22 protein-coding genes are annotated in these 22,108 nt (G+C 51.1%); 7 read left to right on the top strand and 15 right to left on the bottom strand.

Going from position 1 to position 22,108, the window contains the following annotated elements:
- Window positions 1-111: 111 nt before the first annotated feature.
- A complete protein-coding gene (locus N7387_RS07020; protein ID WP_004237600.1) occupies window positions 112-567 on the top strand; it encodes an Lrp/AsnC family transcriptional regulator in 456 nt (151 codons plus the stop codon).
- Between the two features lie 209 nt (window positions 568-776).
- Here N7387_RS07020 and sugE read toward each other — a convergent pair whose 3' ends face one another.
- Entirely contained in the window at window positions 777-1,097 is a 321-nt protein-coding gene (sugE, locus tag N7387_RS07015; protein WP_004239315.1) for a quaternary ammonium compound efflux SMR transporter SugE, read from the bottom strand.
- Between the two features lie 197 nt (window positions 1,098-1,294).
- On the opposite strand from sugE, the gene N7387_RS07010 reads away from it, so the two are divergent.
- Entirely contained in the window at window positions 1,295-1,891 is a 597-nt protein-coding gene (locus tag N7387_RS07010; RefSeq protein ID WP_279797953.1) for a TetR/AcrR family transcriptional regulator, read from the top strand.
- 45 nt (window positions 1,892-1,936) lie between these two features.
- Here N7387_RS07010 and N7387_RS07005 read toward each other — a convergent pair whose 3' ends face one another.
- The 3 genes from N7387_RS07005 to N7387_RS06995 form a co-directional block, all read right to left on the bottom strand.
- The gene (locus N7387_RS07005) at window positions 1,937-2,842 is read right to left on the bottom strand and encodes a DMT family transporter (protein ID WP_279798012.1); all 906 of its coding nucleotides are present in this window, start codon (window positions 2,840-2,842) and stop codon (window positions 1,937-1,939) included.
- A 113-nt stretch (window positions 2,843-2,955) separates the two neighbouring features.
- Window positions 2,956-3,471 carry a DUF3828 domain-containing protein gene (locus N7387_RS07000; RefSeq protein ID WP_279797952.1) on the bottom strand — a complete coding sequence of 172 codons (516 nt, stop codon included), beginning with the start codon at window positions 3,469-3,471 and terminating at the stop codon, window positions 2,956-2,958.
- Between the two features lie 2 nt (window positions 3,472-3,473).
- A complete protein-coding gene (locus N7387_RS06995; RefSeq protein ID WP_279797951.1) occupies window positions 3,474-4,064 on the bottom strand; it encodes an NUDIX domain-containing protein in 591 nt (196 codons plus the stop codon).
- Between the two features lie 153 nt (window positions 4,065-4,217).
- On the opposite strand from N7387_RS06995, the gene N7387_RS06990 reads away from it, so the two are divergent.
- Together N7387_RS06990 and metC are read left to right on the top strand one after the other, a co-directional pair.
- Window positions 4,218-4,868, top strand: a complete 651-nt coding sequence (locus N7387_RS06990; RefSeq protein ID WP_279797950.1) for a GNAT family N-acetyltransferase — start codon at window positions 4,218-4,220, stop codon at window positions 4,866-4,868.
- Window positions 4,869-5,274: 406 nt separating this feature from the next.
- Window positions 5,275-6,450, top strand: a complete 1,176-nt coding sequence (gene metC / locus N7387_RS06985; protein WP_279797949.1) for a cystathionine beta-lyase — start codon at window positions 5,275-5,277, stop codon at window positions 6,448-6,450.
- Between the two features lie 128 nt (window positions 6,451-6,578).
- Here the strand turns inward: metC and N7387_RS06980 are convergent, their stop codons facing one another.
- Window positions 6,579-7,169 (bottom strand): phosphatase PAP2 family protein, encoded by a 591-nt coding sequence (locus tag N7387_RS06980; protein ID WP_262859141.1) that lies wholly within the window; start codon window positions 7,167-7,169, stop codon window positions 6,579-6,581.
- A gap of 428 nt (window positions 7,170-7,597) precedes the next feature.
- On the opposite strand from N7387_RS06980, the gene N7387_RS06975 reads away from it, so the two are divergent.
- On the top strand, window positions 7,598-8,815 hold the full coding sequence (locus N7387_RS06975; RefSeq protein WP_279797948.1) for a hypothetical protein: 1,218 nt from the start codon (window positions 7,598-7,600) through the stop codon (window positions 8,813-8,815).
- A 46-nt stretch (window positions 8,816-8,861) separates the two neighbouring features.
- Here N7387_RS06975 and N7387_RS06970 read toward each other — a convergent pair whose 3' ends face one another.
- The 5 genes from N7387_RS06970 to N7387_RS06950 form a co-directional block, all read right to left on the bottom strand.
- Window positions 8,862-9,854, bottom strand: a complete 993-nt coding sequence (locus tag N7387_RS06970; RefSeq protein WP_279797947.1) for an ABC transporter substrate-binding protein — start codon at window positions 9,852-9,854, stop codon at window positions 8,862-8,864.
- Window positions 9,855-9,869: 15 nt separating this feature from the next.
- Complete coding sequence (locus N7387_RS06965; RefSeq protein WP_279797946.1) at window positions 9,870-12,029, bottom strand: TonB-dependent siderophore receptor; 2,160 nt, start codon at window positions 12,027-12,029, stop codon at window positions 9,870-9,872.
- Window positions 12,030-12,161: 132 nt separating this feature from the next.
- Window positions 12,162-13,310, bottom strand: coding sequence for an MFS transporter (locus N7387_RS06960; RefSeq protein ID WP_279797945.1), 1,149 nt, complete (start codon window positions 13,308-13,310; stop codon window positions 12,162-12,164).
- A gap of 256 nt (window positions 13,311-13,566) precedes the next feature.
- Complete coding sequence (locus N7387_RS06955; RefSeq protein ID WP_279797944.1) at window positions 13,567-14,025, bottom strand: nucleoside deaminase; 459 nt, start codon at window positions 14,023-14,025, stop codon at window positions 13,567-13,569.
- Window positions 14,026-14,028: 3 nt separating this feature from the next.
- Window positions 14,029-15,000 carry a LysR family transcriptional regulator gene (locus tag N7387_RS06950; protein ID WP_262882869.1) on the bottom strand — a complete coding sequence of 324 codons (972 nt, stop codon included), beginning with the start codon at window positions 14,998-15,000 and terminating at the stop codon, window positions 14,029-14,031.
- 72 nt (window positions 15,001-15,072) lie between these two features.
- On the opposite strand from N7387_RS06950, the gene N7387_RS06945 reads away from it, so the two are divergent.
- Window positions 15,073-16,293, top strand: coding sequence for an MFS transporter (locus N7387_RS06945; RefSeq protein ID WP_279797941.1), 1,221 nt, complete (start codon window positions 15,073-15,075; stop codon window positions 16,291-16,293).
- On the opposite strand, the gene N7387_RS06940 is transcribed toward N7387_RS06945, so the two are convergent.
- The gene (locus tag N7387_RS06940) at window positions 16,246-16,641 is read right to left on the bottom strand and encodes a VOC family protein (protein ID WP_279798010.1); all 396 of its coding nucleotides are present in this window, start codon (window positions 16,639-16,641) and stop codon (window positions 16,246-16,248) included. The genes N7387_RS06945 and N7387_RS06940 overlap by 48 nt on opposite strands.
- Before the next feature lie 111 nt (window positions 16,642-16,752).
- Window positions 16,753-18,174 carry an MFS transporter gene (locus N7387_RS06935; protein ID WP_279797940.1) on the bottom strand — a complete coding sequence of 474 codons (1,422 nt, stop codon included), beginning with the start codon at window positions 18,172-18,174 and terminating at the stop codon, window positions 16,753-16,755.
- Window positions 18,175-18,308: 134 nt separating this feature from the next.
- On the opposite strand from N7387_RS06935, the gene N7387_RS06930 reads away from it, so the two are divergent.
- On the top strand, window positions 18,309-19,106 hold the full coding sequence (locus N7387_RS06930; RefSeq protein WP_262859134.1) for a helix-turn-helix transcriptional regulator: 798 nt from the start codon (window positions 18,309-18,311) through the stop codon (window positions 19,104-19,106).
- Here the strand turns inward: N7387_RS06930 and N7387_RS06925 are convergent.
- The 3 genes from N7387_RS06925 to N7387_RS06915 form a co-directional block, all read right to left on the bottom strand.
- Entirely contained in the window at window positions 19,103-19,738 is a 636-nt protein-coding gene (locus tag N7387_RS06925) for a LysE family translocator (RefSeq protein ID WP_279797938.1), read from the bottom strand. The genes N7387_RS06930 and N7387_RS06925 overlap by 4 nt on opposite strands.
- Window positions 19,735-20,709 carry a prolyl aminopeptidase gene (gene pip / locus N7387_RS06920; protein WP_279797937.1) on the bottom strand — a complete coding sequence of 325 codons (975 nt, stop codon included), beginning with the start codon at window positions 20,707-20,709 and terminating at the stop codon, window positions 19,735-19,737. Before pip ends, N7387_RS06925 begins: the two co-directional genes overlap by 4 nt.
- 121 nt (window positions 20,710-20,830) lie before the next feature.
- Window positions 20,831-22,018, bottom strand: coding sequence for an MFS transporter (locus N7387_RS06915; protein ID WP_279797936.1), 1,188 nt, complete (start codon window positions 22,016-22,018; stop codon window positions 20,831-20,833).
- Window positions 22,019-22,108 lie beyond the last annotated feature (90 nt).

Raw genomic sequence — 22,108 nt, 5'->3', positions numbered from 1 at the left:
CCGCATACCTCTGTCCTGTACCGGAAACTGATAGGAAGAATATCTGTATTCGGGTAGAATGTGCTTGCTAATCAGACCCTGATTTACCTTATTTTAGGGAGAAAATCATCAATGGACAGCTTTGACAGGAAGATTCTTTCTGAATTACAACTCGACGGGCGATTAACTGTCACTGAACTGGCAGATCGCGTGGGTCTGAGTTTATCCCCCTGCCACCGGCGGCTGAAAGCGCTGGAACAATCCGGGGCTATCTGCGATTACCGCGCACAGCTTGATCCGCGCGTGCTGGGGCTGAATTTCTCCGCACTGGTGTTTGTCACGATGAAAGACGGCAACCAGGAAAGTATGAGCAAATTTGAGACAGCAGTGGCGGATATCCCGCAGATTATCGAAGCCAAACGGCTGTTTGGCGATCCGGACTATATGCTGACGGTTGTGGTCAAAGATATCGATGCCTTTCAGAAATTATATGACAGCCGCCTGGCTGCCATGCCGGGGGTTCAGCGCCTGACTTCCACCCTGGTGATGAAAGACGTGATCCCGGCGCGTGAACTGCCCCTGCTGTAATAAATAGCCGGTCATCACTGACCGGCTCTGGCCGTTGACAAACCCGCAGGGGTTGGCGACGTCCGACAGAGGTTGTAAAAATAAACCAGGAAAATCAATTTATTGATTTTCGGCTGATAACACAAAGCAGGAAAAACCACGTTTTATCCTGCTTTGTCTGCAATCTCAGCCGGCAATATCTGCCGGCAGGAAACACAGTACTGAATTTTTTATGCCGGGCTGGCTAATTTCATCATCACCAGCCCGGAGATAATTAATACCCCGGCGATAATCCGCATCATGTTTGCCGGTTCGCCCAGCACCACAATCCCGACGATAAAGGCACCGATAGCGCCGATCCCGGTCCAGATGGTGTAAGCCGTCCCCAGCGGCAGTGCCCGCATAGCCATTGCCAGCAGCCCGAAGCTTATCAGCATGGCAATAATGGTGATCACTGACGGCCCCACTTTGGTGAAACCTTCTGATTGTTTCATGGTAAATGCCCAGACGACTTCAAATAATCCGGCAGTAATTAATAAAATCCACGGCATGGTACATCCTCACTGATTACTGGTTGCAGGTGAAACGGTTGTAAGTTACCTTTGGTATAGTTATATGTTACCTTTGGTAACTTGTAAATACCTTTCCGACCTTTTTTCGATCTTTTCTGTCAGCTGACCGCAGCCGGGAACTCTGTGATACACTTTCCGGCAGACAGAACGACGTTAATATCAATGAGGAGGCAGATTTGTCCGGACGTTTACAGCGCGACGAGCGCCAGATACAGCTGCTCAATGTCGCCAACAGTATTATCCTGGCGGAAGGCACCGATGCCCTGACCCTCATTACCCTTGCGGAAAAGGCGGGCGTGACCAAGCCGGTGACCTACAAACATTTCGGCAACCGCAAGTCCCTGCTGCATGCATTGTTCAAATACAGTGATGATGTTCTGACCGAACGGATGAATGCCGGAATGGAGCAGCCGATAGCGGATCTCGATCAGGCCATTTCCGTTTTTATCACAACTTATTTTGATGTGATGGCAGAGGATGGTGAAGCCTTCAATGCTACCGTGGCGGCACTGAAAGCCTATCCTGAATATGCGGGGATCAGCCGCGAAGTGCAGGATTTTTTCTGCCAGATCCTGCAACGTGCATTACAGCGCTGGCTGCCGGAGAATTTCCGGATCCCGGAATGGACATCCGTGATGATTTTCGGTGCAACCGAGTCACTGTGCCTGATGATGTTTGCGGACCCGGCACTGAAAGCAAGAGTCAGCGAAGAAGCCATCTGGCTGGTCAAAACGCTGCTGACCGACCAGCTTAAGCAGTTCACCGGCCGCTGATGACCAGTTCTTCTTCTGACGGATAACTGAAGTGTGCGCTAAATGTCAGGCAGTTTTTTTCGTCCGTTTGATACTGATCACCGCCAGTGCCAGCACAATCATCACGATCCCGGCCGTTTCTGTACTGCCCGGCTCCTCACCCAGCAACCACCATGAAAACAGTACACCACAGACCGGCACCGCCAGTGTGCTCAGGCTGGCAATACCCGCCGGTAACTTTTTCAGCACAAACAGCCATAAACTCCAGGCAACGGCGGTCGCCAGAATAGCACTGTAACTCAGCGCCCAGAAAACATACGGCTGCCAGTCAATTGCACGCTGCGGCACCAGCAATGCCACGACGGTCATAATTATTGCGGCATACACCATCTGCCAGGTGGTGAGAGAGAGTAAATCCACCTGCGGATAGCGGCTGTAGAGTTTCTTCGCCACAATCGCGCTCGCCCCCCAGCTGATCCCGGATGACACGGCCAGAAAAGCACTTTTCATGGAGGTAAAATCGAGGGTCCAGGGCTGGATCACACACAATAACCCGGCACCGGCAACTGAAATAGCCGCATACTGGAGGCGGCGCATCCGTTCACCTAACAGCATTGCCGCCATAATCACCACCCAGAACGGCATGGTATAACTGAGGATCGCCACCTTTCCCGCACCGCCGCTGACCAGCGCCCATTGTGCCAGCCCGACCATACCGCAGGTCTGAAGAACCGCTATCCCCAGTGTGTAACGGAATGGTGTAAAGCGGATTTTCCGCCCCATCGCGCGTTCGCGGATATACAGCACCAGTAATAGCATAATGGCGCTGAATACACAGCGCATCGCCGTAAAGTCAAACGCACCAATATAGTGCGTGACCTGCTTCATGGCGATCCAGCTGTAACTCCAGATCAGTGTTAAAATGACCAGGCCGGCAATGGCGATGGCATTGTCTTTTTCCCGTAAAGCCATAATATCCTGTGACCACTTCACGGCAGTACCCGTCTGTACTCCGCGTGCGGCTCCTGTTTTTATAGTATCATAACCGAAATAATATACCGGATGCCCGCATGACCTCATGCGTCTCACTCAAGCATCACAATACTATCAATTTTCCACTGTCCGTTTTGCTGAATCAGTTTTACCCGGAATGACCGCAACGGCTCCGGATCTTTACCCAGTGTGATGCGCACCGTAGCCGCATCCGCAGTTTGTGATTCAGTATGTGCCGCCCGCTCTGTTATCCACGAATCAGGGTAATCCTGTGACTTGGTGTAATAATTGACATCATTTTCCACCCAGTGTTCTCCCCACAAACAGATATAGCTATGCGCGGTTTCTTTGCAGGGACGCGGCTGGTCACAAAACGCCTGGTCGGTGTCCGGACCATCAAAATTACAACTGAGGGATTCGTTGATGCTTTCCTGCAACGCCGGGCTGACATACAAATCCTGGCTTTTTGTATAACCATCAGAAGGCGGATCCTGCAAATTGAGGCGGTAGAAATCCAATACCACATTTTCCGGTGATAATTGTGCGGCAACAGCTGACAACGGTAATAGCAGGGACAAAACCAGCGGGAGGTATTTTTTTGTTTTCATTATTATTTTCCCATTCTCCCCGACAACGCCAGGTGTTGTAACAGCATAATCGTTTTACCGTCAACAATTTGACCGCTGTGGATCGCGGCAAGGGCTTGCGGGAACGGCATTTCCAGTACTTCCACATCTTCGCCCTCTTCCGGCAGACCACCACCGGCGGTCTGCCGGTTATTGTCTTCGTATTCGGCAATAAAAAAGTAGAGTTTCTCGGTGACTGATCCCGGGCTCATAAAGGCTTCAAACACGTTTTCAACATCGGTAATGCGAAAACCGGTCTCTTCCTCTGCTTCCGCTTTGATGCGGGATACCGGATCCCGCTCTTCCAGCAAACCTGCGGCCGCTTCAATCAGAAAGCCGTCATGACCGTTGACATATACCGGCAGACGGAATTGACGGATAAGAATGACGCTGTTTTTCTGACGGTTATACAGCAGAATAACCGCACCGTTACCACGGTCATAGACTTCCCGTTCCAGACGCTGACGGGTGCCGTCGCGGCGCAGATAATCAACGACATATTTTTTGAGGATATACCAGTTATCGGAAAGCGTGATGGTATCAATAATACGGACTGTGCTCTGTTCGGAAGTCATCGTTCACCGGATGTCAGCGAAATTGCGGGTTTACAGAATACTTTAATCGCTTTATCCGTCTCCGGCAATGGCAAAACCGGCAGCATTATTTGCAGGCATATTAATGCTGACGATATAATCTGCCGCAGATAATCCACAAACAAGGCGGGTTGCATGAGTGACACTCAGGCACTGAGTTACAGCGAATTACACACAATATCTGATGCAGATATCGCACAAATTAATGAATTAATTATTACCACCTGGGATTACCGCAGCTGGATCCCGAAAGAGAAAGTTCTGCCGATGGCGGAATTTTTGCTGGATGATGTCATTCTGAGCTCATCACGGATTTTTGTGGTGCGGGATGGCGATACCATCGCCGGTATTATGGCGGTCACAGCATCTGCCGATCTGCAGGAGAAAGTCCGCGCCAAAACCCGTCAGTATTCTGCCCTGAAAAATATTATCGCCCGTGACCCGCAGGAAGAAACGCTGTTTGATATGTATCTGAATACGCTGGTTATCAACGGAAATTTGCTGGCTTCCTGTGACGGGAATTTCGATGCCTCACTGAATTTATTTATGATTGATGCGCGCTTCCGGGGGCTCGGTATCGGTAACCAGCTCTGGCAGCGGGCGATGGCGTATCTGCGGGAAAAACAATCTGCCCGTTATTTTCTCTGGACAGACAGTGATTCCGATTTCGGTTTTTATGAGCACAAAGGATTACAGCGTATCGCCGCACAAACCTATGACTGGGGCGGTCATGACGTGACTGAAACCTATTATGTTTATGCCGGGGAACTCCCTGCTCTGTCCTGATGCATCCGGCTGTCCCACGGCGGATCAAGCGGCAGCTTATCCGCCAGAAAATCAATAAAGGTGCGGATTTTCTGGCAAGGGGACGAAAAATAGCGGTGCTGTCAATTTTTGCTTTAAACACATATTTATTAGTATAGCCGCGCCCTGTTCAGCCAGAGTGTTACCCCTTACTATAATAATGGTTTTATAACACTGTACGCATGCAGCATAAATATATTCGCGTTGTTCCTGAATTTTTCAATAATTAAATCTATAACGTTGAGGAATTAACTATGCAAGGCAGCATTTATGATACCGCACGGGTTGTATTATGTATCGGAATGGTGATCGGGTCCGGTATCCCCTATTTTTAAGTTTTCCGAATAACGCCGTAAATAAATAATGACGTATTACGCGTGAGGATGTTATGACTAAAAAAACCGTTTCAGATTTTCATATTGATACACAGATAACACAGCTGGGACGCGACCCTGCGTCACAATCCGGTTTTGTTAATGCCCCGGTTTACCGGGGATCTACCGTGGTTTTCCCGACCATGGATGCCCTGCTCAATAACCGGGCTGAGTTTAACTACGGCACAGCCGGTACGCCGACCATTAAACATCTTGAGCAATCCTGGAGCGCCCTTGCGGGCGCCGAAGGAACCGTGCTGTCACCGTCCGGGCTGGGCGCCATTGTGCTGGCGCTGCTGACCACACTGAAAAGCGGCGATAACCTGCTGATGCCGGACAGTGTTTATCGTCCGACCCGCAATTTTTGCCGTGGTCTGCTGGAAAAAATGGGGATCACCATCACCTATTACGACCCGATGATCGGCAGTGACATTGAATCTCTGATAAAACGCAACACCAGCACGATTTTCCTGGAGTCCCCGGGATCGCAAAGCTTTGAGGTTCAGGATGTACCGGCCATCACGGCGGTGGCTAAAAAATACAATATCGCGACGATTATTGATAATACCTGGGCAACTCCGCTGTTTTTCCGGGCGCATGATATGGGCTGCGACCTCTCCCTTGAGGCCGGTACCAAATATCTGGGCGGTCATTCCGATCTGCTGATGGGGATGGTCTCCGCCAACGCCGAATGGTGGCCGAAACTGCGGCAAACCTATGACCTGATGGCAATGCTGCCGGGTGCGGAAGATTGCTTCCTGGCGCTGCGCGGACTGCGTACCCTGTCAATCCGCCTGAAAGAAGCACAGTCACGGGCACTGGATATTGCACACTGGCTGAAATCTCGCCCGGAAGTGATCCGGGTGCTGCATCCGGCGTTTGAGGACTGCCCGGGGCACGAGATCTGGAAACGAGACTTCACCGGATCGTCCGGCCTGTTCTCAATAGTGCTTGACCCGAAATTTACACAGGATGATGTCGGCAGGCTGCTGGACGGGCTTTCCATCTTCAGCATGGGCTACTCCTGGGGCGGTTTTGAAAGCCTGATCACGCCGTTTGATTGCACGGAATACCGCACCGTCACACAGTGGAATCCGGGCGGACGGACACTGCGCCTGCAAATCGGGCTGGAAGATATTGATGATCTGAAGCGTGACCTGGCTGACGGATTTGCACGTATGGCGCATTGATACTCTGCCGGAAAACCTGAATCCGGAGTGACCCCCGATAGTTGGATACCCCATTACCGGGGTTTTTTCTGACCGGAATACGGACAAAAAAATGCCGCACTGAATGCGGCAATTACGTCATGAGGGTATTATATTAATACGACATAACATTGATAAGCCAGCCAACCGAGTACGGCACCTGCCGGTAAATCAATAATGTAATGCTGTTTGGTGAACATGCAGGATAAGGCGATTAACAGCGGGAACATGAATACCCATGGTCCGAGTGAGGCATAAGCCAGCAGCGCAGTTAATGTGGCAACAGAGACATGCATGCTCGGGAAGCAGTTGGATGTATCGTCGAATTTCTGCACAAACAGCAGGAATTTTTCGGACGCTTTCTTTCCGGTATTCATTTCACGCCAGTGCGGCGGCGTGGCAACCGGATACACCACAAAGAAAAACATCTGCATCAGTAACAGGATAACATAGCTGAATACGATGATGATAAACTGACGTGAATCCTGAATAATCCAGTTCAGATAGAGAATCGCCGGATAATAAAGAAAGCTGTAGATCCAGGACCACCAGGGCCAGAAAGGAATTTTTTCATCCAGTGCAGAGTTAAATGTTTTAACCGGCCTGACCATATGACGCTGCGTAAAGAAATAAAACTGATAGACACCTACGATAATAATACCACTGAGCACCAGGTGAATAACCCTGTCGATAAACATCATCTGAAAATTTCCTTTTAAAAAAAATCAATTAAACTGCTTTTCTGATTTTCAGCACACAGTGTTTTAGCATACCGATGCACGAAATACTATCGTGTCATTTTATGTTGGATTGTAAAATATTAATAATATCAATACACTACAGCAACTTATCGTAATAAGGAAAATTCCTAAATTTTCAGTTAAATAGCACCCTTCTGTTGATTTGACGGATAATATTTTATAATTTTTTCAGGTTTCGGTGTAATTTTATCAGACCGTGACCGGCTCCCTGCCGTTCGTTACAAAGCCACAATTCTCTCTGCTGCTGATTCCTGTAATCCCCGTAATAACGTTGCTTATAAACCTGATAAAAATGCATCTGTCACCGGCAGATAAGCAGCAATAAACTGATTTTCCCTTATCTGTTTATTATCTGCCGGAGAAACATTATGACTCAGACTTCTGCCCTTCACCTTGCCGCAGAAAACACCCAGACACCGTTACATATGCTGACGTTGCTGGCACTGAATATGATCCCGCCCGCATCTTACGCTGTACCGGCCACTTCACCGCAGGGAATTGCCACCACCATTCTCAGCATGGTGCTGAAACTGGTCTATAAAAAAATGACAGAGCCAAAAGAAGTGGATGTCATTGGTATTATTCAGGAAACATTGATGAAAAATACCTCTGAATGGCTGGAATCAGAATATCAGGCCGTCCGCAAAGATGCCGAAAGCCTGCAGGATGCTATCAGTTCCTGGCAGAGTTCACCGACAGAAGAGGCGCGCCAGCTGATTGTGGTGCGCAATGAAATTGCTGTCGCGGATATGCGCCGGTTATGTATTCTCAGCATTAATACCGCAAAAAGCCGGGGTATTGTCCGGCTGTGCGGCGTGTGTGCCCTGTCCTGCCTGCTCTATTTCTTTACACTGCGCGATACCCTGGTATTCGGCAAAAGCTGGGGATATGCCTCTGATGTACTGGAAAAGTACAGCAAAGCCCTGACGGAACAGGCGGATATTATGTTTAAAGACGTGCTGACCGCAGAAATTAATAATTACACGGAAAATGATGATTTTTATGATCCGGAAAGCCAGGCCAAACGCTCCGTTATTTACTGGACATCCGGGTACACCAATATTCAGGATCATCTGACTTACGGCGCGCAGCAAAAATCCACCAGGGTCTGCCTTGAACGTACTGATATTGCCGCCAATCCGGTTAATGCTGAAAACCATACGGTTTATCTCGGCAATCTGTTCCTGACCGCCGGTAATTCTTCCGCCAACGGCAGTTATAATTACTTATCCGCGACCGAACCCCGCAGTTATGAGAGAGGCGGAGATCCGGTCACTCTGCCGGTCAGAAGTGCCGGTCAGTATCATCTCCGGCTGTATTATGCCTATATGACCAACTCCCTCAGTTTTGATTATGAAACCCAGCTGAAGATTGAACAGGCCGGAAAAGTCATCACCGATGCCCATCTGACAGATTTAACCAAAACGGTGCTGACACCGTATAAATCCGGCTCAAACTACGGTCCGGTCATTTACCGCGAGACACAGGTAAATCTTGAGGAAGGCGATATTGTGCTGACATTCCATGAAGACCGCTCATTGTCCGGCGGCGGATTGCTGCAGCATATTGAATTTGTGAAGGTATAAAAGGTGATATTACCGTCACCGGAAAACCGGTGACGGGATATCCGGATCACGCCGGTTGCAGAATGTCCGTGATCTGCTGCTGCGTCAGCGTAATGCCATAAAACGTCTGATAAAACGCGGCTGTTTCATTTCTCATATCAATATCCGCAAAGGCATCCGGGTACAGCACTGTGGCCAGCCAGAGAAACTGCAATGCCTCCTCTGACGTTTCGCGGCACCACCAGAACATACCACGCGGATTGGTATATACCCGCCTGTTACGCACGGCATCAATTGACTGCCATTGCGGTGACTGCTGAATAAATTCCGCATCCCGCCGGTTCATTGCAATAATCACCTGCGGATCAGCCGCGATAATCTGCTCTGATGATACCTCTCCGTTAGCACTGCTGTGTGCAGGGAACCAGTTCTCCGCCACATTGACCGCGCCGCCCAGATCCATCCAGTCCTGATTGAGAGACGGTCGTCCGGAGGTATACAGCGGATTTCCCATGCTGTGATACACCCGCAGACGGGCAGAGGCCGGAACGTTTTTCAGCCGTTCCTGCACCCGGCGGATATTGTCCCGGAAATAGCGCTCATATTGCGCCGCCTTCACTGCCGCATCCGGACCGAGCGCTTCGCCGGTCAGTTTTACCCGCTCCCGCAGGGCATCCATACTGTTGGCTTTAAAAGCCAGCACGCGGACACCGGCCTGTGCCAGTACCTCCTGCTGCGGAACGCGGATCCCGTCATGAATAAATAAAATATCTGTCCGCAGACTCAGAATTTGTTCAATATTCAGCTCATTACCGCCGGTGGTGCCGATGACCGGCACATTATCAATCTGCGGCAGCATCTGACGGAACAGCGGGATCTGTTTGGCAACCCGCGAGGTTCCGGTAATATTACTGCCGTAACCCAGCATCATAATAATTGCATTCTGCGCCGGCCACGGTGTTGCTATCCGCAATGCCGGTTCCGGCGGGGTTTCCGCCGGGGTACTGAAGACGCAGGTACTGACAAATAACAGGCATAACGCTGATAAATAGTGCCTCATCACGCTGTCTCCGTGTTAAAAATCAAATGATACGGTGGCCCGGAATTCACGGCCTGCACCGGTAAAGGCATTGGCACCGCCATTTTTACCGTTACTGTTGCCGGGGAAGATAGATGCCCAGTAATGCTCGTTAGTAACGTTATCCGCAGAGATCCGCAGTGTGACCGGCACATTTTCTATCTGAGTGGTATAACGGGCACCGAGATCCAGCGTGGTATAGCTGTCCGCCCAACTGGTGTTGGTATCATTTGCCGCCCGTTTGCCGGTGTAATGAATGTTGGCACTGTATACCCACTGCGGAACAGACGGCAGGCTGTATTCCATCAGCAGGTTTGCCTGTACTTTCGGCACCCCGACAACCCGTTTATCCTCAGTTTCGTTATTACCCGTATCCGTCAGCTCTGCTTTCAGGAACGTAACACCGCTGTAGATATTCAGCCCCTGCCAGACATTACCGGTGGCGGTCAGTTCCAGCCCGTCATTCACCTGTTCGCCCTGTTTTTTAAAGATCTGGTCGCTATCAGTATAAGCAAACGGTCGTTTCAGGCGGAAAACTGCGGCACTCAGGTTCATATTGCCGGTATTGGCTTTAATACCCCATTCATATTGTGTACTGCGGTACGGACTGAGTGTTTCACCCCGGTTCTTGACTTTATCATCATCCGGCGCGGTATCACCCGGCTGGAGAGAATCGGCATAACTGATATAAGTCATCACATCCGGGGTAATTTTGTACATCAGCGCCATATTCGGGCTGGTGCCGGTCTGCTGATCACGGTCAGTTTTGTGTCCCTGCTTATCAAAGTTACGGGTCGTTATCCAACTCTGACTGACATACACCATGGCAGACCATTGCGGGTTAAAAGTGACGGTGTCACCAATGATAATGCTCTGCTGCTGGTTTTCACTGGCTTTGTAGCGCTCCCCGCCGGTTCTGATACGGCCATCGGAAGGTTCGGTCATAGAAGACGGGTCATACATATTGGTATTGCCGAGCTGAAAGGTTTTACCCCGCTCTTTGGCACTGTAAATTGACCAGGTATAACCGGTGGTGGCGAGTGCCACATCATGGTTTACCGAACCGGTATCAAACTGGCCGTTCAGAGCGAGATTATTGCTCAGCACGCGGAAACGGCCGGCTGCCGGAGAATCCGTGATCGAGCGGCTGATAGTCCCTTTACTGTCCAGAATTTGCGACGAAACGGAGCGCATTGCCCGATCAGCCTGCTGATAACCGATACCGCCGCTCAGTGACCAGTCATCATTCATATAATGGGTGAAACGGGTACTGACAGAATCTGTCGTCAGGTCATTACCGGCGGTGTTAAGTGCAAGATCAGGGTTAGAACTGTCCGGTGCATTCGGTAAATCAATATCCGGGCCGTAACCAAAGCTGCCGGGAAATCCTTTGGTTACAAAATGATAGTGACTGGCATCCAGCTGTATCTGTGTTCCCGGCCGGATCTGCCAGTCCAGAGCAACCGCAGCCAGCTGACGGCGGATTTTACTGTTCCGGACATAACCTTCCCCCTCTTCATCCAGTAAATTCAGACGGTAGCCGAAAGTCTTCTCTTCATTCAGCTGTCCGCCGAGATCCAGATGCGCACTGTAAGCATTACGGTTCTGATACCCTACCGTGACACGATGCAGCGGATCCTGTGTCGGCCGTTTGGAGATAAAATTAAACTGACCGGAAGGGCTGGCCGGGCCGTATATTGCGCCGGTCAGGCTGTTCACGGCATCCAGCCGCTCCAGCATTTCCACCGGAAACGCGGTGGTGGAGACAATATTCAGGCCGTTCAGCCTGCTGTTTTCCACTACGCTGCCCTGCATTCCCCGGCTCTGCGGACGACCCACATCCATGCCGCCGCGTGCCTGCATCTGGGAAGACGGCAGATATTTCAGCATTTCACTGACACTTTTACTTTGCTGATTGCGGATCATCGCTTCACTGACGGTATTACTGCTGTAGGGAATATCCAGCCACTGGCGGGTACCGAGCGGCCCCATATCAATATCGGTCGCCACAAAACCGGCACCGGTCTGTGTTTGCGGGGTGATATGAGAAGGCTTATCCGTAACAATTATGGTATCTGCCAGTGCCTGCTGCGCCGGAAAAAAAGCAACAGAAATCAGCGCAGGCAGCAGTGCCCGCGAAATATAGTGAGTCGTCATAGAACCATCCGTTATCGTTTTACTGTTATCGTTATATATTTATATATACAGCGCAAATGATATTGATTTTCGCTTCAGATAAACGTGATCGGTATCAATGACTTCCGGAAGAGATAATTTCTCTCGTTATTATTACTTTTTGCAATATATCGGGCTGAGAATGTACCCCGTCAGTACCGTAGCGCAACACAATAGCGCGATAACTGCGGGTAATAATATCTGACTATCCTGCTGTGCCGCTGCCACCGGCAATAAAATAAAGATACTCAGATTATTCATGCTTTCTGACAATGCCAGTGCCTCTCCTTTACATGTTCCGGCATGCTCAGCAATGATGGCTGTACTGACGGGAGCGGCAATCCCCAGGGCGCATCCCTGCAATAACATCCACAACATCATCCCGGGAAGCCCGCCTGTTCCGCTGATAAAACCGGCAATCATCACACTCATCACTATCAGGCTGATGAGCAGCAACCGGGTATCTGTACCGCTTAAACGCCGGTACAGCGGCATCAAAAGATTCCCGGTCAGTAATCCGCCGCCAAATATTGCACTGATAAGCCCTATCGTTCCGGTATTCAGCCCGAACCGGTGACGCAATAATTCACCGCTCAGAACAAACATAACCACCGCAATACCGTTCCACAGACCTTTTGCTGCGATCAACCCCAATAATGCCGGTGAATAGCCTTTTCCGGTTAACGGGGCTGCCGGTTGAACGGAAACGCTGCTGATACCGCGAAACAAAAAGCAGCAGATAATCCACATGATCAGGCTTCCGGCAGCGGTCAGCAGAAAAGGCGCATACCAGCCGTAACGGATCGTAAGCCATCCGGCAATCACCGGGCCGGAAATTATACCGGCGGTCATACCTGTCATCACCAACCCCATAGCAGAAGCCTGTCTGTCATACGGAAATTGTTCCGCAATCAGCGCAAAAATGGATGGGATCAGCGCGGCAGACGCCAGTCCGCCCAGAATACGCAAGCCCACAGCCACACTGAAACACGGTGCCAGTGCCAGTGCGATACCATCCGCCACAAACAGTAATAATGCGGCACGCAACATCCGGTAACAGCCGATACGATCGGACAGCCGTCCCAGCACCGGTGCGGCGAGTGCATACGATAAGGTATACACCGCAATCAGCCATGAGGCTTGTGCGGGTGTTACATCAAATGCAGCCGCCAGCGGCGTGAGCATCGGTGAAACCATAAATTCAGTGATGCCGGTAAAAAATACCGTGAATGCCAGTACCGGCAATGTATAAGGTGAAATCATAAAAATCCTGTATAACGGAATGAAAATAAACGGGTTATGGATTGAATTCACATATCAGGGAAAGATAAAACAGGCAAAATGACAGGCAGACAGAGGATGTACTGCTGATAGAACGCAGTATGTTCCGGAGGATAAATAAGAGGATGTAAAACAGACGCAAATGAAGGAAGGAAAACGCAAAGCGGCAGAAGATACCGGTGAATATGATATCAGGAATATCTGCCGCCGGAAACCCGGCGGCGTCCGGGGGAAATGATTAGATTTGTTGTTGCTGCCAGAACTCATAAAGAGACGGTTGATCTTCCGGTTTTTGCTGCGTAAACGAAAAACCGGGTTGTTCATGCGGGTCTGCCCGTAATGCCAGTGCGATGGGTGCTGTTGATAAACCGTAAGGTTCCGCATCCGCATTGGAATACGCATAGACGGCACGGGTCACCCCCGCCATCCGCATTGCGGCAAGACACATCGGACAAGGTTGCCCGCTGGCATACACCACGCAATTTTCCAGCCGGGTCTGCTGAAGGTGATTACCGGCATGGCGCAGAGCCAGCAACTCCGCATGGGCGGTCGGATCATGCAGTTCAAGCATCTGATTAACCCCTTCACCGACAATTTCCCCGTTGCTGACCACAACGGCACCAAACGGGCGACCGCCCTTTTCGACATTCCGGCGGGCCAGTGCTATCGCCTGAGCCAGAAATTCACTATCTGTCATCAGTTATTCCTTATGGGTGATTAGCGGGGATTCCCATACGGCTTTCCCCTGCCATTGTGTTTCCAGTGTATTGAGAAATTCGCGGACTTTCGGTGCCAGAAATTGTTTTGACGGATATACCGCACACACGGGTTCGCCCGGCGGTGTAAATACAGTCAGTATCGGCTGTAATACCCCTTTCGCTATCTGAGGACCGGCCAGAAAAGCACCGAGCTGACAGATCCCCCCATCAGCCAGTGCAGCATCAAGCACCGCGCCGGTATCACCCAGACTGAACCGGCCACTGACCGGATGCAACTGAACGTTTTTATCCCGCATAAACTGCCAGGGAACATGCCGTCCCCGGTGGCGGAAGATAAGACATTCATGTGCTGCTAACTGTTCCGGTGTTTCCGGTATACCGTGCAGTGCCAGATAACCCGGTGACGCACAGGTCACCAGACGATGAGGTGCCAGAACTTTGCGCACCAGGCGGCTGTCATCATTACCACCGATACGCACTGCCACATCAATTCCTTCCTGAACCAGATCACAGTAATCATCCGAAAAACTGACATCAATATCAACACCGGGCCATTGTGCGGCATACTGTTGTATTACCGGCATCACATAATTGCGGCCAAAAACCACAGGGACAGCAACCCGCAATGTACCGGAAGGTTTTTGTCTGCCTTCATACAATGCATTTTCCGCATCATCCACCTCGGATAATATCCGTTTGGCATGCTGGTAAAAGCGCTCACCTTCCTCCGTGAGACGCAACCGCCGTGTGGTCCGGTGAAGCAGACGGGTGCTGACACGGTTTTCCAGGCGCTGAAGACACTTTCCGGCAGCGGAACGTGAAATCTGTAATTTTTCAGCGGCCGATGTGAAATTACCGGTTTCACTGACCCGCACAAAAACCAGCACATCGAATAAGTTATCCAGCAGTAAACCATTTTTATCTGCCACGATTTGTCCCCGGTGTTTGGCCAAAGGTGATATTTATCTGCCATACTGGCGCAGATAGACTCTCTTCTCAAGTAATGTTATTACCATGAGGAATGTATGTCAGACAGTCATTGTTTATCACTTTCATTGCCGCCTGCCCGCCGGGGGTGGCTTTCTGTTGTTGCGCTGACCCTCGCAACCTTTGCTGTGGTCACCACTGAGATGCTGCCGGTCGGGTTACTGACGCCGGTTGCCGCTGAATTCCGGGTGCCGCAGGCGTATGTCAGCCTGATGCTAACCATACCAGCCCTGGTGGCGGCGCTTTGTTCCCCCCTGATTATTTTGTTCACCGGCCGCCTGAACCGTCGTTATCTGCTGATGATACTGATGCTGTTATTAATGGTGGCCAATATCTGTGCGGCAACAGCCACCCACTTCTCTGTTCTGGTCGCGGCCAGGATTATTATCGGGCTGAGTATCGGCGGGATCTGGGCAATCGCCGGCGGAATAGCTGTCAGGCTGGTCGATTCCCGGCATGTGGCACTTGCCACTTCTCTGATATTTGCCGGTGTTGCCGCCGCATCCGTGCTGGGAATTCCCGCCGGGGTGATCCTCGGTGAATGGGTCGGCTGGCGTGGCGTATTTGGTATCATGAGCCTGTTTTCCCTGGCAGTGTTGCTGCTGATGCTGAATCTTCCCTCTCTGCCATCGATTCAGGCACCGGTTGTCCGCGATTTTCTGACCCAACTCCGCCGCCCGGTGATCCGTACGGGGTTGCTGATCACATTGCTGCTGGTGACAGCCCACTTTATGGCATTTACCTTTGTCCGTCCGCTTCTGCAACAGAACCCGCAATTGCAGGCACATGAACTCAGCGGGTTACTGGCACTGTACGGTATTGCCGGTATTGCCGGTAATTTCGTGCTGGGGTTATTGTCCGGTCGTCATCTGTTCCGTGCCGTATTCTATATTACCGGTGGTATTGCCCTGAGCCTGGCCGGGTTACTCCTGCTGCCTGCCGTTCCTGTATCACACATCATCATTCTCACGCTCTGGGGAATGGCATACGGCGGTGTATCTGTGACGCTGATGAACTGGATGATCCGCTACAGTGCACAAGCGATTGAAGTCACCGGATCACTTTATATCGCCTTTTTTAACACCGGTATTGCTGCCGGTTCTGCTGCCGGGGGCATAATGGTATCCGCGTTCTCCTTACAGGGAAATGTCATTGCAGCTCTCATCTGTACTGCAATGGTGCTGATACTGATTTCCGGTTTTGTTCTCCGTTTATACCGCCCGGGATGTGACCGGCAGGCCAATCTCGATCAGGTTTAAATCGGGGTCACGGAAATAGACCGATATTATCGGGCCGGTTGCACCGGTGCGTTCCACCGGCCCCTCTTCCGTAACAATTTTTTCTTTTGCCAGATGCGCCAGCGTCTGTTCAACCGGGGTCCCGGTGAGAAAGCAGAGATCTGCTGAACCGGGCACCGGTTTATCCGCATTCGGCAGAAATTCATTTCCTGCCTGATGCAAATTAATTTTCTGACGGCCAAATACCAAAGCCTTGCGATCCCCGCGAAATGTAATGACCGAAAATCCCAGTACACGGCGGTAAAAATCACAGGTTTTTTCTATATCGGCGACGGTCAGCACCAGATGGTCAAGGTGTGAAATTGTAATCATCAGACAACTCCCTGTATTTGCGGTTGTTCATACCTTACGTGGTATCACATTGGCTGAAAATACACAATTTTGAGTATTTTCTTTTTTTAATACATCCGTAATGATGAATTACAGGCAGGATGGTGTTTCCGGTTGCCGGGCGTGTGTCAGCCGGTAAATCAGATATGCGGCACACAGTGCCATCAGCACATTAAACCCGAGACTGACACTGTAAAGCGCAGCGGGAGCAGATAACAACACGGTGTCTCCGCTGTGCCGGAGTGAAAACTGTAAAATAACAGATACGGCGGTTGCCCCTGTTGCCGCACCAATCTGTTGTAATGTGGCCGTCAGTCCGGATGCCATCCCGGCCTGAGCCCGTGTAACCCGGGACAGCACAATATTCAGCATCGGGGTCATAATCATGCCTTGTGTGAACCCGACAAAAAACAGAAACAGGCTGAGTATCGTATTTGCGGTGCTTTGCGGCAGGAAATTCAGCCCGGCGATTAATGCCAGATAACTGACGGTATACCCTAATGCACCGTAATAAATTACCGGTTCGCCCCGGCGGATAGTCAACCGCGGCGTGATAAAGGAGGCAATCACAAAACCGATACTGGACGGCACAAAAATCAGCCCTGCTTCCAGCGGTGTGGCACCCATACCGTTTTGCAGCAGCAGAGAGAGTATCAGCGGAAATGCCGATGACGTGGCATAAACACACAGTACAACACCTGTGCCGGTGACAAATTGCCGGTTATTCAGTACAGCAATATCAAACAGCGGCGTTTGCCCGGTGCGTGATAAATATTGCTCATAACGGACAAAACAGAGCAACAGAACGATACCCGTAAGCAGCAATCCGGTACTGAAAAGTGTCAGACCCCACACTGGTAACATCAGAAGCGGTAACAGAAATGCGGTGATACCTGAGGCGGATAACAGCACGCCCGGCCAGTCCGTAGTGAGTCCGTCAGCAGCGCATCCCTCCTGCAAATGGCGGGACAACACCAGCGCCAGAAGACCAACAGGGAGATTAACCAGAAAAATCAGCCGCCAGCTCATATCAAACAGATTCAGGGTAATAAGCCACCCACCCAGTGCCTGACCGGCAATCGCAGCCAGCCCCAGTGTCATACCCAGCCAGCCGAAGGCTTTTCTTGCCTGTGTTTCATCGAAATTCAGGCGGATCCCCGCATACACCTGCGGGAACAGCAATGCGGCTGCCAGCCCCTGGATAAAACGGGCAATCACCAGTAATAAGGCTGTTGGTGCAGCAGCACACAACAGTGACGCGAGTGTAAAAAAGGCCATTCCGGCCTGATATAACCGGCGGCGTCCGTAAATATCGCCCAGTCGTCCGCCGGTGATCAGCAGAAGGCCGAATGCCAATTCATACCCGGCAATAATCAGTGTCAGTTCAGTAAAATTGGCCTGTAAGCCGCGTTCGATACTGACTATCGCCACATTGACGACAAACAGATCAAAAATGGTGACAAACCCGGCGAGGACTAATACAAACAGTGCGATACGTTGTTGCTGATTCATGTTTTTCTCATTTTGCCATTTTTAAAAGCAGGAATGAGACTATAATCATGCCGTTATCCTGTTACAATTTAACCGTTTATACTATTACTAATAATAACAGGCACTAAAGGCAACATAACATAAGGCATCTGAACATGAGTGAAAATCCGCGCACACGGCCGGAGCTGGCTGATTTTTTACGGACAAAACGCGAAAGTCTGACTCCGGAATGTGTGGGCCTGCCACCTACTTCACGCCGCCGTACTCCCGGTCTGCGCCGTGAGGAAGTCGCCGCACTCGCCGGTGTGGGTCTGACCTGGTACACCTGGCTGGAACAGGGACGTGAAATCGGCGTATCCACCCGCTTTCTGGACAACCTTGCGCGGACACTGCGTCTGAATGAGGCAGAACGCCAGCACCTGTACCTGCTGGCCCATCAGCGGGCACCCGAAGCGTCCGGTGATACGGAACATCATGTGCCGCCGGTTATCACCCGGATGCTGGATGATTTTCCGGATAATTATCTCTGCTATGTGCTGAATCTGCACTGGGATGTGCTGGCGTATAATGAAAAAGCGGATCGCTATCTGCACTTCTCTGAGGCACAGCCCGGGATGTGTAACTTTCTGTATTTACTGTTTACCGATCCCCGCTATCAAACCCGCTTTATTGACTGGGAAACCGATGCTCAGCGTCTTCTGGCCAGTTTCCGCCGGGATTATGCCAGAACAAAACATGACCCCAATATTCAGCGGATGATCACAGCGTTATGTCAGGAGTCTGCAGCTTTTGACACCTTGTGGAATAAACACGAAATCTATCAGCCCTGTAACGGTATCCGTGAAATTGAGTTTAACGGCAGACGGGAAACCTACGAGTATGCGTCCCTGACATTTGATATTGATAAAGCCAACCGGCTACTGGTGTACACCCCGGTTACCGGTGAGGATTAAATCACCGATGCCACTGCCAGCAGTAATGCCATAAGGATCATCAGGATACCGCCGCACAGATTAAACCAGCGCAGACTGTTTCCCCGGAAAAATGACGCGGATTTAACGGCATGTGCGGCATAAACCCAGATAATATCGATAACAATACCCAGCACTATCGGGATCAGCGACATCAGCAGTAACACAGTGGTCGCAGACATCTCCGGCGGAATTTCACCGGTAAATCCGGGGACAATCGTACCGAACATAATCACGGATTTCGGGTTCGCGGCACCAACAATAATACCGGCAAAAAATGACTGACTGCCTTTATTCGCCGGTACATCTATCGCCATACTGATACGGGATGCCCGGACATACTGCCAGCCAATCAGCAACAGGACAAATGCCCCGGTCAGACGAATAATCATCAGGATCTGCGGAGAAGACATCAGTACCGCGCCAATGCCGAAAGAAAGTAATACCGCAATGCTGTACATACCGATGGCATTTCCGGCCACGCCTTTCAGGGCATTTTTCTTCCCGGCAGATAACGCCTGACCGACCAGGAACAGAATACTCGGCCCCGGAATGGCAATCAGCACGGAGCTGGTGATCACCAGCCCCAAAATACCCTGCAAATTGCCGGTCATGGCTCCTGACCGGCAAAATAGTCTGTGGCCCGCAGCAGCTGATCCCGGATCCCCGGTTCAGACATCGCATGCCCTGCACCTTCAATCAGATGCAGCACAGATCCCGGCCAGGCTTTATGCAGATGCCACGCAAAGGTTGCCGGACACGGCATATCATAACGGCCGTGGACAATGATTCCCGGAATACCCTGCAGCCGGTGAATATCACGCAGCAACTGTCCTTCCTCCAGCCAGCACTGGTGATAAAAATAGTGATTTTCCAGCCGGGCAAAGGCGATGGCGAAATGGTCATCGGTAAATTCATCCAGATGCTCTGCATCCGGTAACAGCGTGGTGGTTTTCCCTTCCCACAACGTCCAGGCTTTGGCTGCCGCCAGCTGAACCTGAATATCGTCACCGGTCAGCAACTTATGGTAGGCAGCAATCATATTGTGCCGTTCCTGCACCGGAACCGGTGCCAGAAAGGCTTCCCACTCTTCCGGGAACATCTGTGAAACGCCAAATTGGTAATACCAGTTCAGTTCTGCCTGTGTCACGGTATACACACCGCGCAGAATGATTTCACTGACCTGCTGCGGATATGTTTCACTGTATGCCAGCGCAAGGCTAGAGCCCCAGGAACCGCCGAATACCAGCCATTTGCTGACACCGGTATGTTTTCTCAGCCGCTCAATGTCATCCACCAGATCCCACGTGGTGTTATGGGCAATTTCAGCATGGGGTGTTGAGCGCCCGCAACCGCGCTGGTCAAACAGCAGCACATCATAACGTGCCGGATCAAAATAGCGCCGGTATTCAGGGCTGATGCCGCCGCCGGGCCCGCCGTGCAGGAAAACCGCCGGTTTCGCCCCCGGTGTGCCGGTGCGTTCGTAATAGATCCGGTGACCATGACCAACATCGAGAAAACCGGTCTCATAAGGCTCAATAGCCGGATACAAAGTACGGAATGTTGTGTCAGAAGAGGTTGTCATAGCAAAATCACCGGTTATCAGTAAACAGAATCCACCACTCTAATCAATAACCCGCACAAAAGACAAGCAGTCCGTGGATTTATATCACGGACTGCCATACTATTTTAACCAGCGAATTCATTCAGATAGTCGTGCATTGCTCTGCATCTGAGACAGACTTCTGCGGTTTTGTCCGGCGTAAGGTTATCCGCAGCACCACTAATCCGGCGGCCGCTACCGCCGCCCCGGCATAACTGACACCGGCATAATCACCACCATTTGCCAGCACCGATGCCCCCAGCGCGGCACCCACTGCATTACCGAGATTAAAGGCACCGATATTAACTGATGAGGCCAGTGCCTGCGCTTCAGAGGCTACCTGCATGACTTTGACCTGAAGCGGCGGAACGATACCAAAACTGGCTGCTCCCCAGATAACCAGCATGATCCCGGCGGTGACAACGTCACGAGCCATAAGCGGAAACAGAACCATCGTCAGCGCCAGCAATGTAAATAATCCGTACAATGTGCGGGAAACAGAACGGTTTGCCCAGACACCGCCCAGATAATTCCCCAGTGTGAAACCCAGCCCGACCAGAATCAGCATAATGCTGATCTGCGTTTCCGGAACGGCAGAGATAAAGGTCAGCGCGGGAGCAATATAGGTATAAAACGTAAACATGGCGCTGGCACCCAGCACGGTACACAGCATTGCCAGTAATACCGCCGGACGGGTCAGCACCTGTAATTCACGGCGCAGATTAAGTGCCTGTCCCTGCATATTACGCGGCAGTGATCGCAGCAGCGCCGCCATTGTCAGCAGGCCGAGAAGGCTGACCACAAAGAAGGATTCACGCCAGCCCAGCATCTGGGACAGTTTGGTGATCGCCGGAACGCCGCCGATATTGGCAATCGTCAGCCCCATAAACATGCCCGCAATCGCCCCGGCTTCTTTGCCTTTGGCTGCCACCCGTGTCGCCACCATAGCACCGATACCGAAAAACGCGCCGTGATTCAGGCTGGTGATAAAACGGGCGACCAGCAGCGTATTATAATCCGGTGCCAGCGCCGACAGCACATTACCTGCCGTAAAGATACTCATCAGGAAAATCAGTGCCGCTTTCGGCGAACGCCGGATCAGCAGTAACGTCATTACCGGTGCTCCCAGCATCACACCCAGTGCATACACCACAACCAGCATCCCGGCGGCGGGAATGGAAACAGCCAGTGACCCGGCGATTTCCGGCAGCATACCCATCGGGGAAAATTCCGTTGCCCCGATAGCAAACGCGCCGACAGACAGGGATAACAGAGCAGTATTTGTTCGCATAATGTCCTCAGAATAAAAAACAACGTCACAATGTTGTCAGGACGGGGATTCTGCCACATTGATTTTTGCGGAAACAGCCGTTAATCTGCA

This window comes from Morganella sp. GD04133 (assembly GCF_029835375.1).
GTDB lineage: Bacteria > Pseudomonadota > Gammaproteobacteria > Enterobacterales > Enterobacteriaceae > Morganella > Morganella morganii_B.
This window is presented reverse-complemented; position numbering and strand designations above follow the sequence as displayed.

Coding starts and splice junctions, on each gene's coding strand:
- N7387_RS07020 (WP_004237600.1), top strand. CDS start 112: ATGGACAGCTTTGACAGGAAGATTCTTTCTGAATTACAACTCGACGGG.
- sugE (WP_004239315.1), bottom strand. CDS start 1,097: ATGCCGTGGATTTTATTAATTACTGCCGGATTATTTGAAGTCGTCTGG.
- N7387_RS07005 (WP_279798012.1), bottom strand. CDS start 2,842: ATGGCTTTACGGGAAAAAGACAATGCCATCGCCATTGCCGGCCTGGTC.
- N7387_RS07000 (WP_279797952.1), bottom strand. CDS start 3,471: ATGAAAACAAAAAAATACCTCCCGCTGGTTTTGTCCCTGCTATTACCG.
- N7387_RS06995 (WP_279797951.1), bottom strand. CDS start 4,064: ATGACTTCCGAACAGAGCACAGTCCGTATTATTGATACCATCACGCTT.
- N7387_RS06990 (WP_279797950.1), top strand. CDS start 4,218: ATGAGTGACACTCAGGCACTGAGTTACAGCGAATTACACACAATATCT.
- metC (WP_279797949.1), top strand. CDS start 5,275: ATGACTAAAAAAACCGTTTCAGATTTTCATATTGATACACAGATAACA.
- N7387_RS06980 (WP_262859141.1), bottom strand. CDS start 7,169: ATGATGTTTATCGACAGGGTTATTCACCTGGTGCTCAGTGGTATTATT.
- N7387_RS06975 (WP_279797948.1), top strand. CDS start 7,598: ATGACTCAGACTTCTGCCCTTCACCTTGCCGCAGAAAACACCCAGACA.
- N7387_RS06970 (WP_279797947.1), bottom strand. CDS start 9,854: ATGAGGCACTATTTATCAGCGTTATGCCTGTTATTTGTCAGTACCTGC.
- N7387_RS06965 (WP_279797946.1), bottom strand. CDS start 12,029: ATGACGACTCACTATATTTCGCGGGCACTGCTGCCTGCGCTGATTTCT.
- N7387_RS06960 (WP_279797945.1), bottom strand. CDS start 13,310: ATGATTTCACCTTATACATTGCCGGTACTGGCATTCACGGTATTTTTT.
- N7387_RS06955 (WP_279797944.1), bottom strand. CDS start 14,025: ATGACAGATAGTGAATTTCTGGCTCAGGCGATAGCACTGGCCCGCCGG.
- N7387_RS06945 (WP_279797941.1), top strand. CDS start 15,073: ATGTCAGACAGTCATTGTTTATCACTTTCATTGCCGCCTGCCCGCCGG.
- N7387_RS06935 (WP_279797940.1), bottom strand. CDS start 18,174: ATGAATCAGCAACAACGTATCGCACTGTTTGTATTAGTCCTCGCCGGG.
- N7387_RS06930 (WP_262859134.1), top strand. CDS start 18,309: ATGAGTGAAAATCCGCGCACACGGCCGGAGCTGGCTGATTTTTTACGG.
- N7387_RS06925 (WP_279797938.1), bottom strand. CDS start 19,738: ATGACCGGCAATTTGCAGGGTATTTTGGGGCTGGTGATCACCAGCTCC.
- pip (WP_279797937.1), bottom strand. CDS start 20,709: ATGACAACCTCTTCTGACACAACATTCCGTACTTTGTATCCGGCTATT.
- N7387_RS06915 (WP_279797936.1), bottom strand. CDS start 22,018: ATGCGAACAAATACTGCTCTGTTATCCCTGTCTGTCGGCGCGTTTGCT.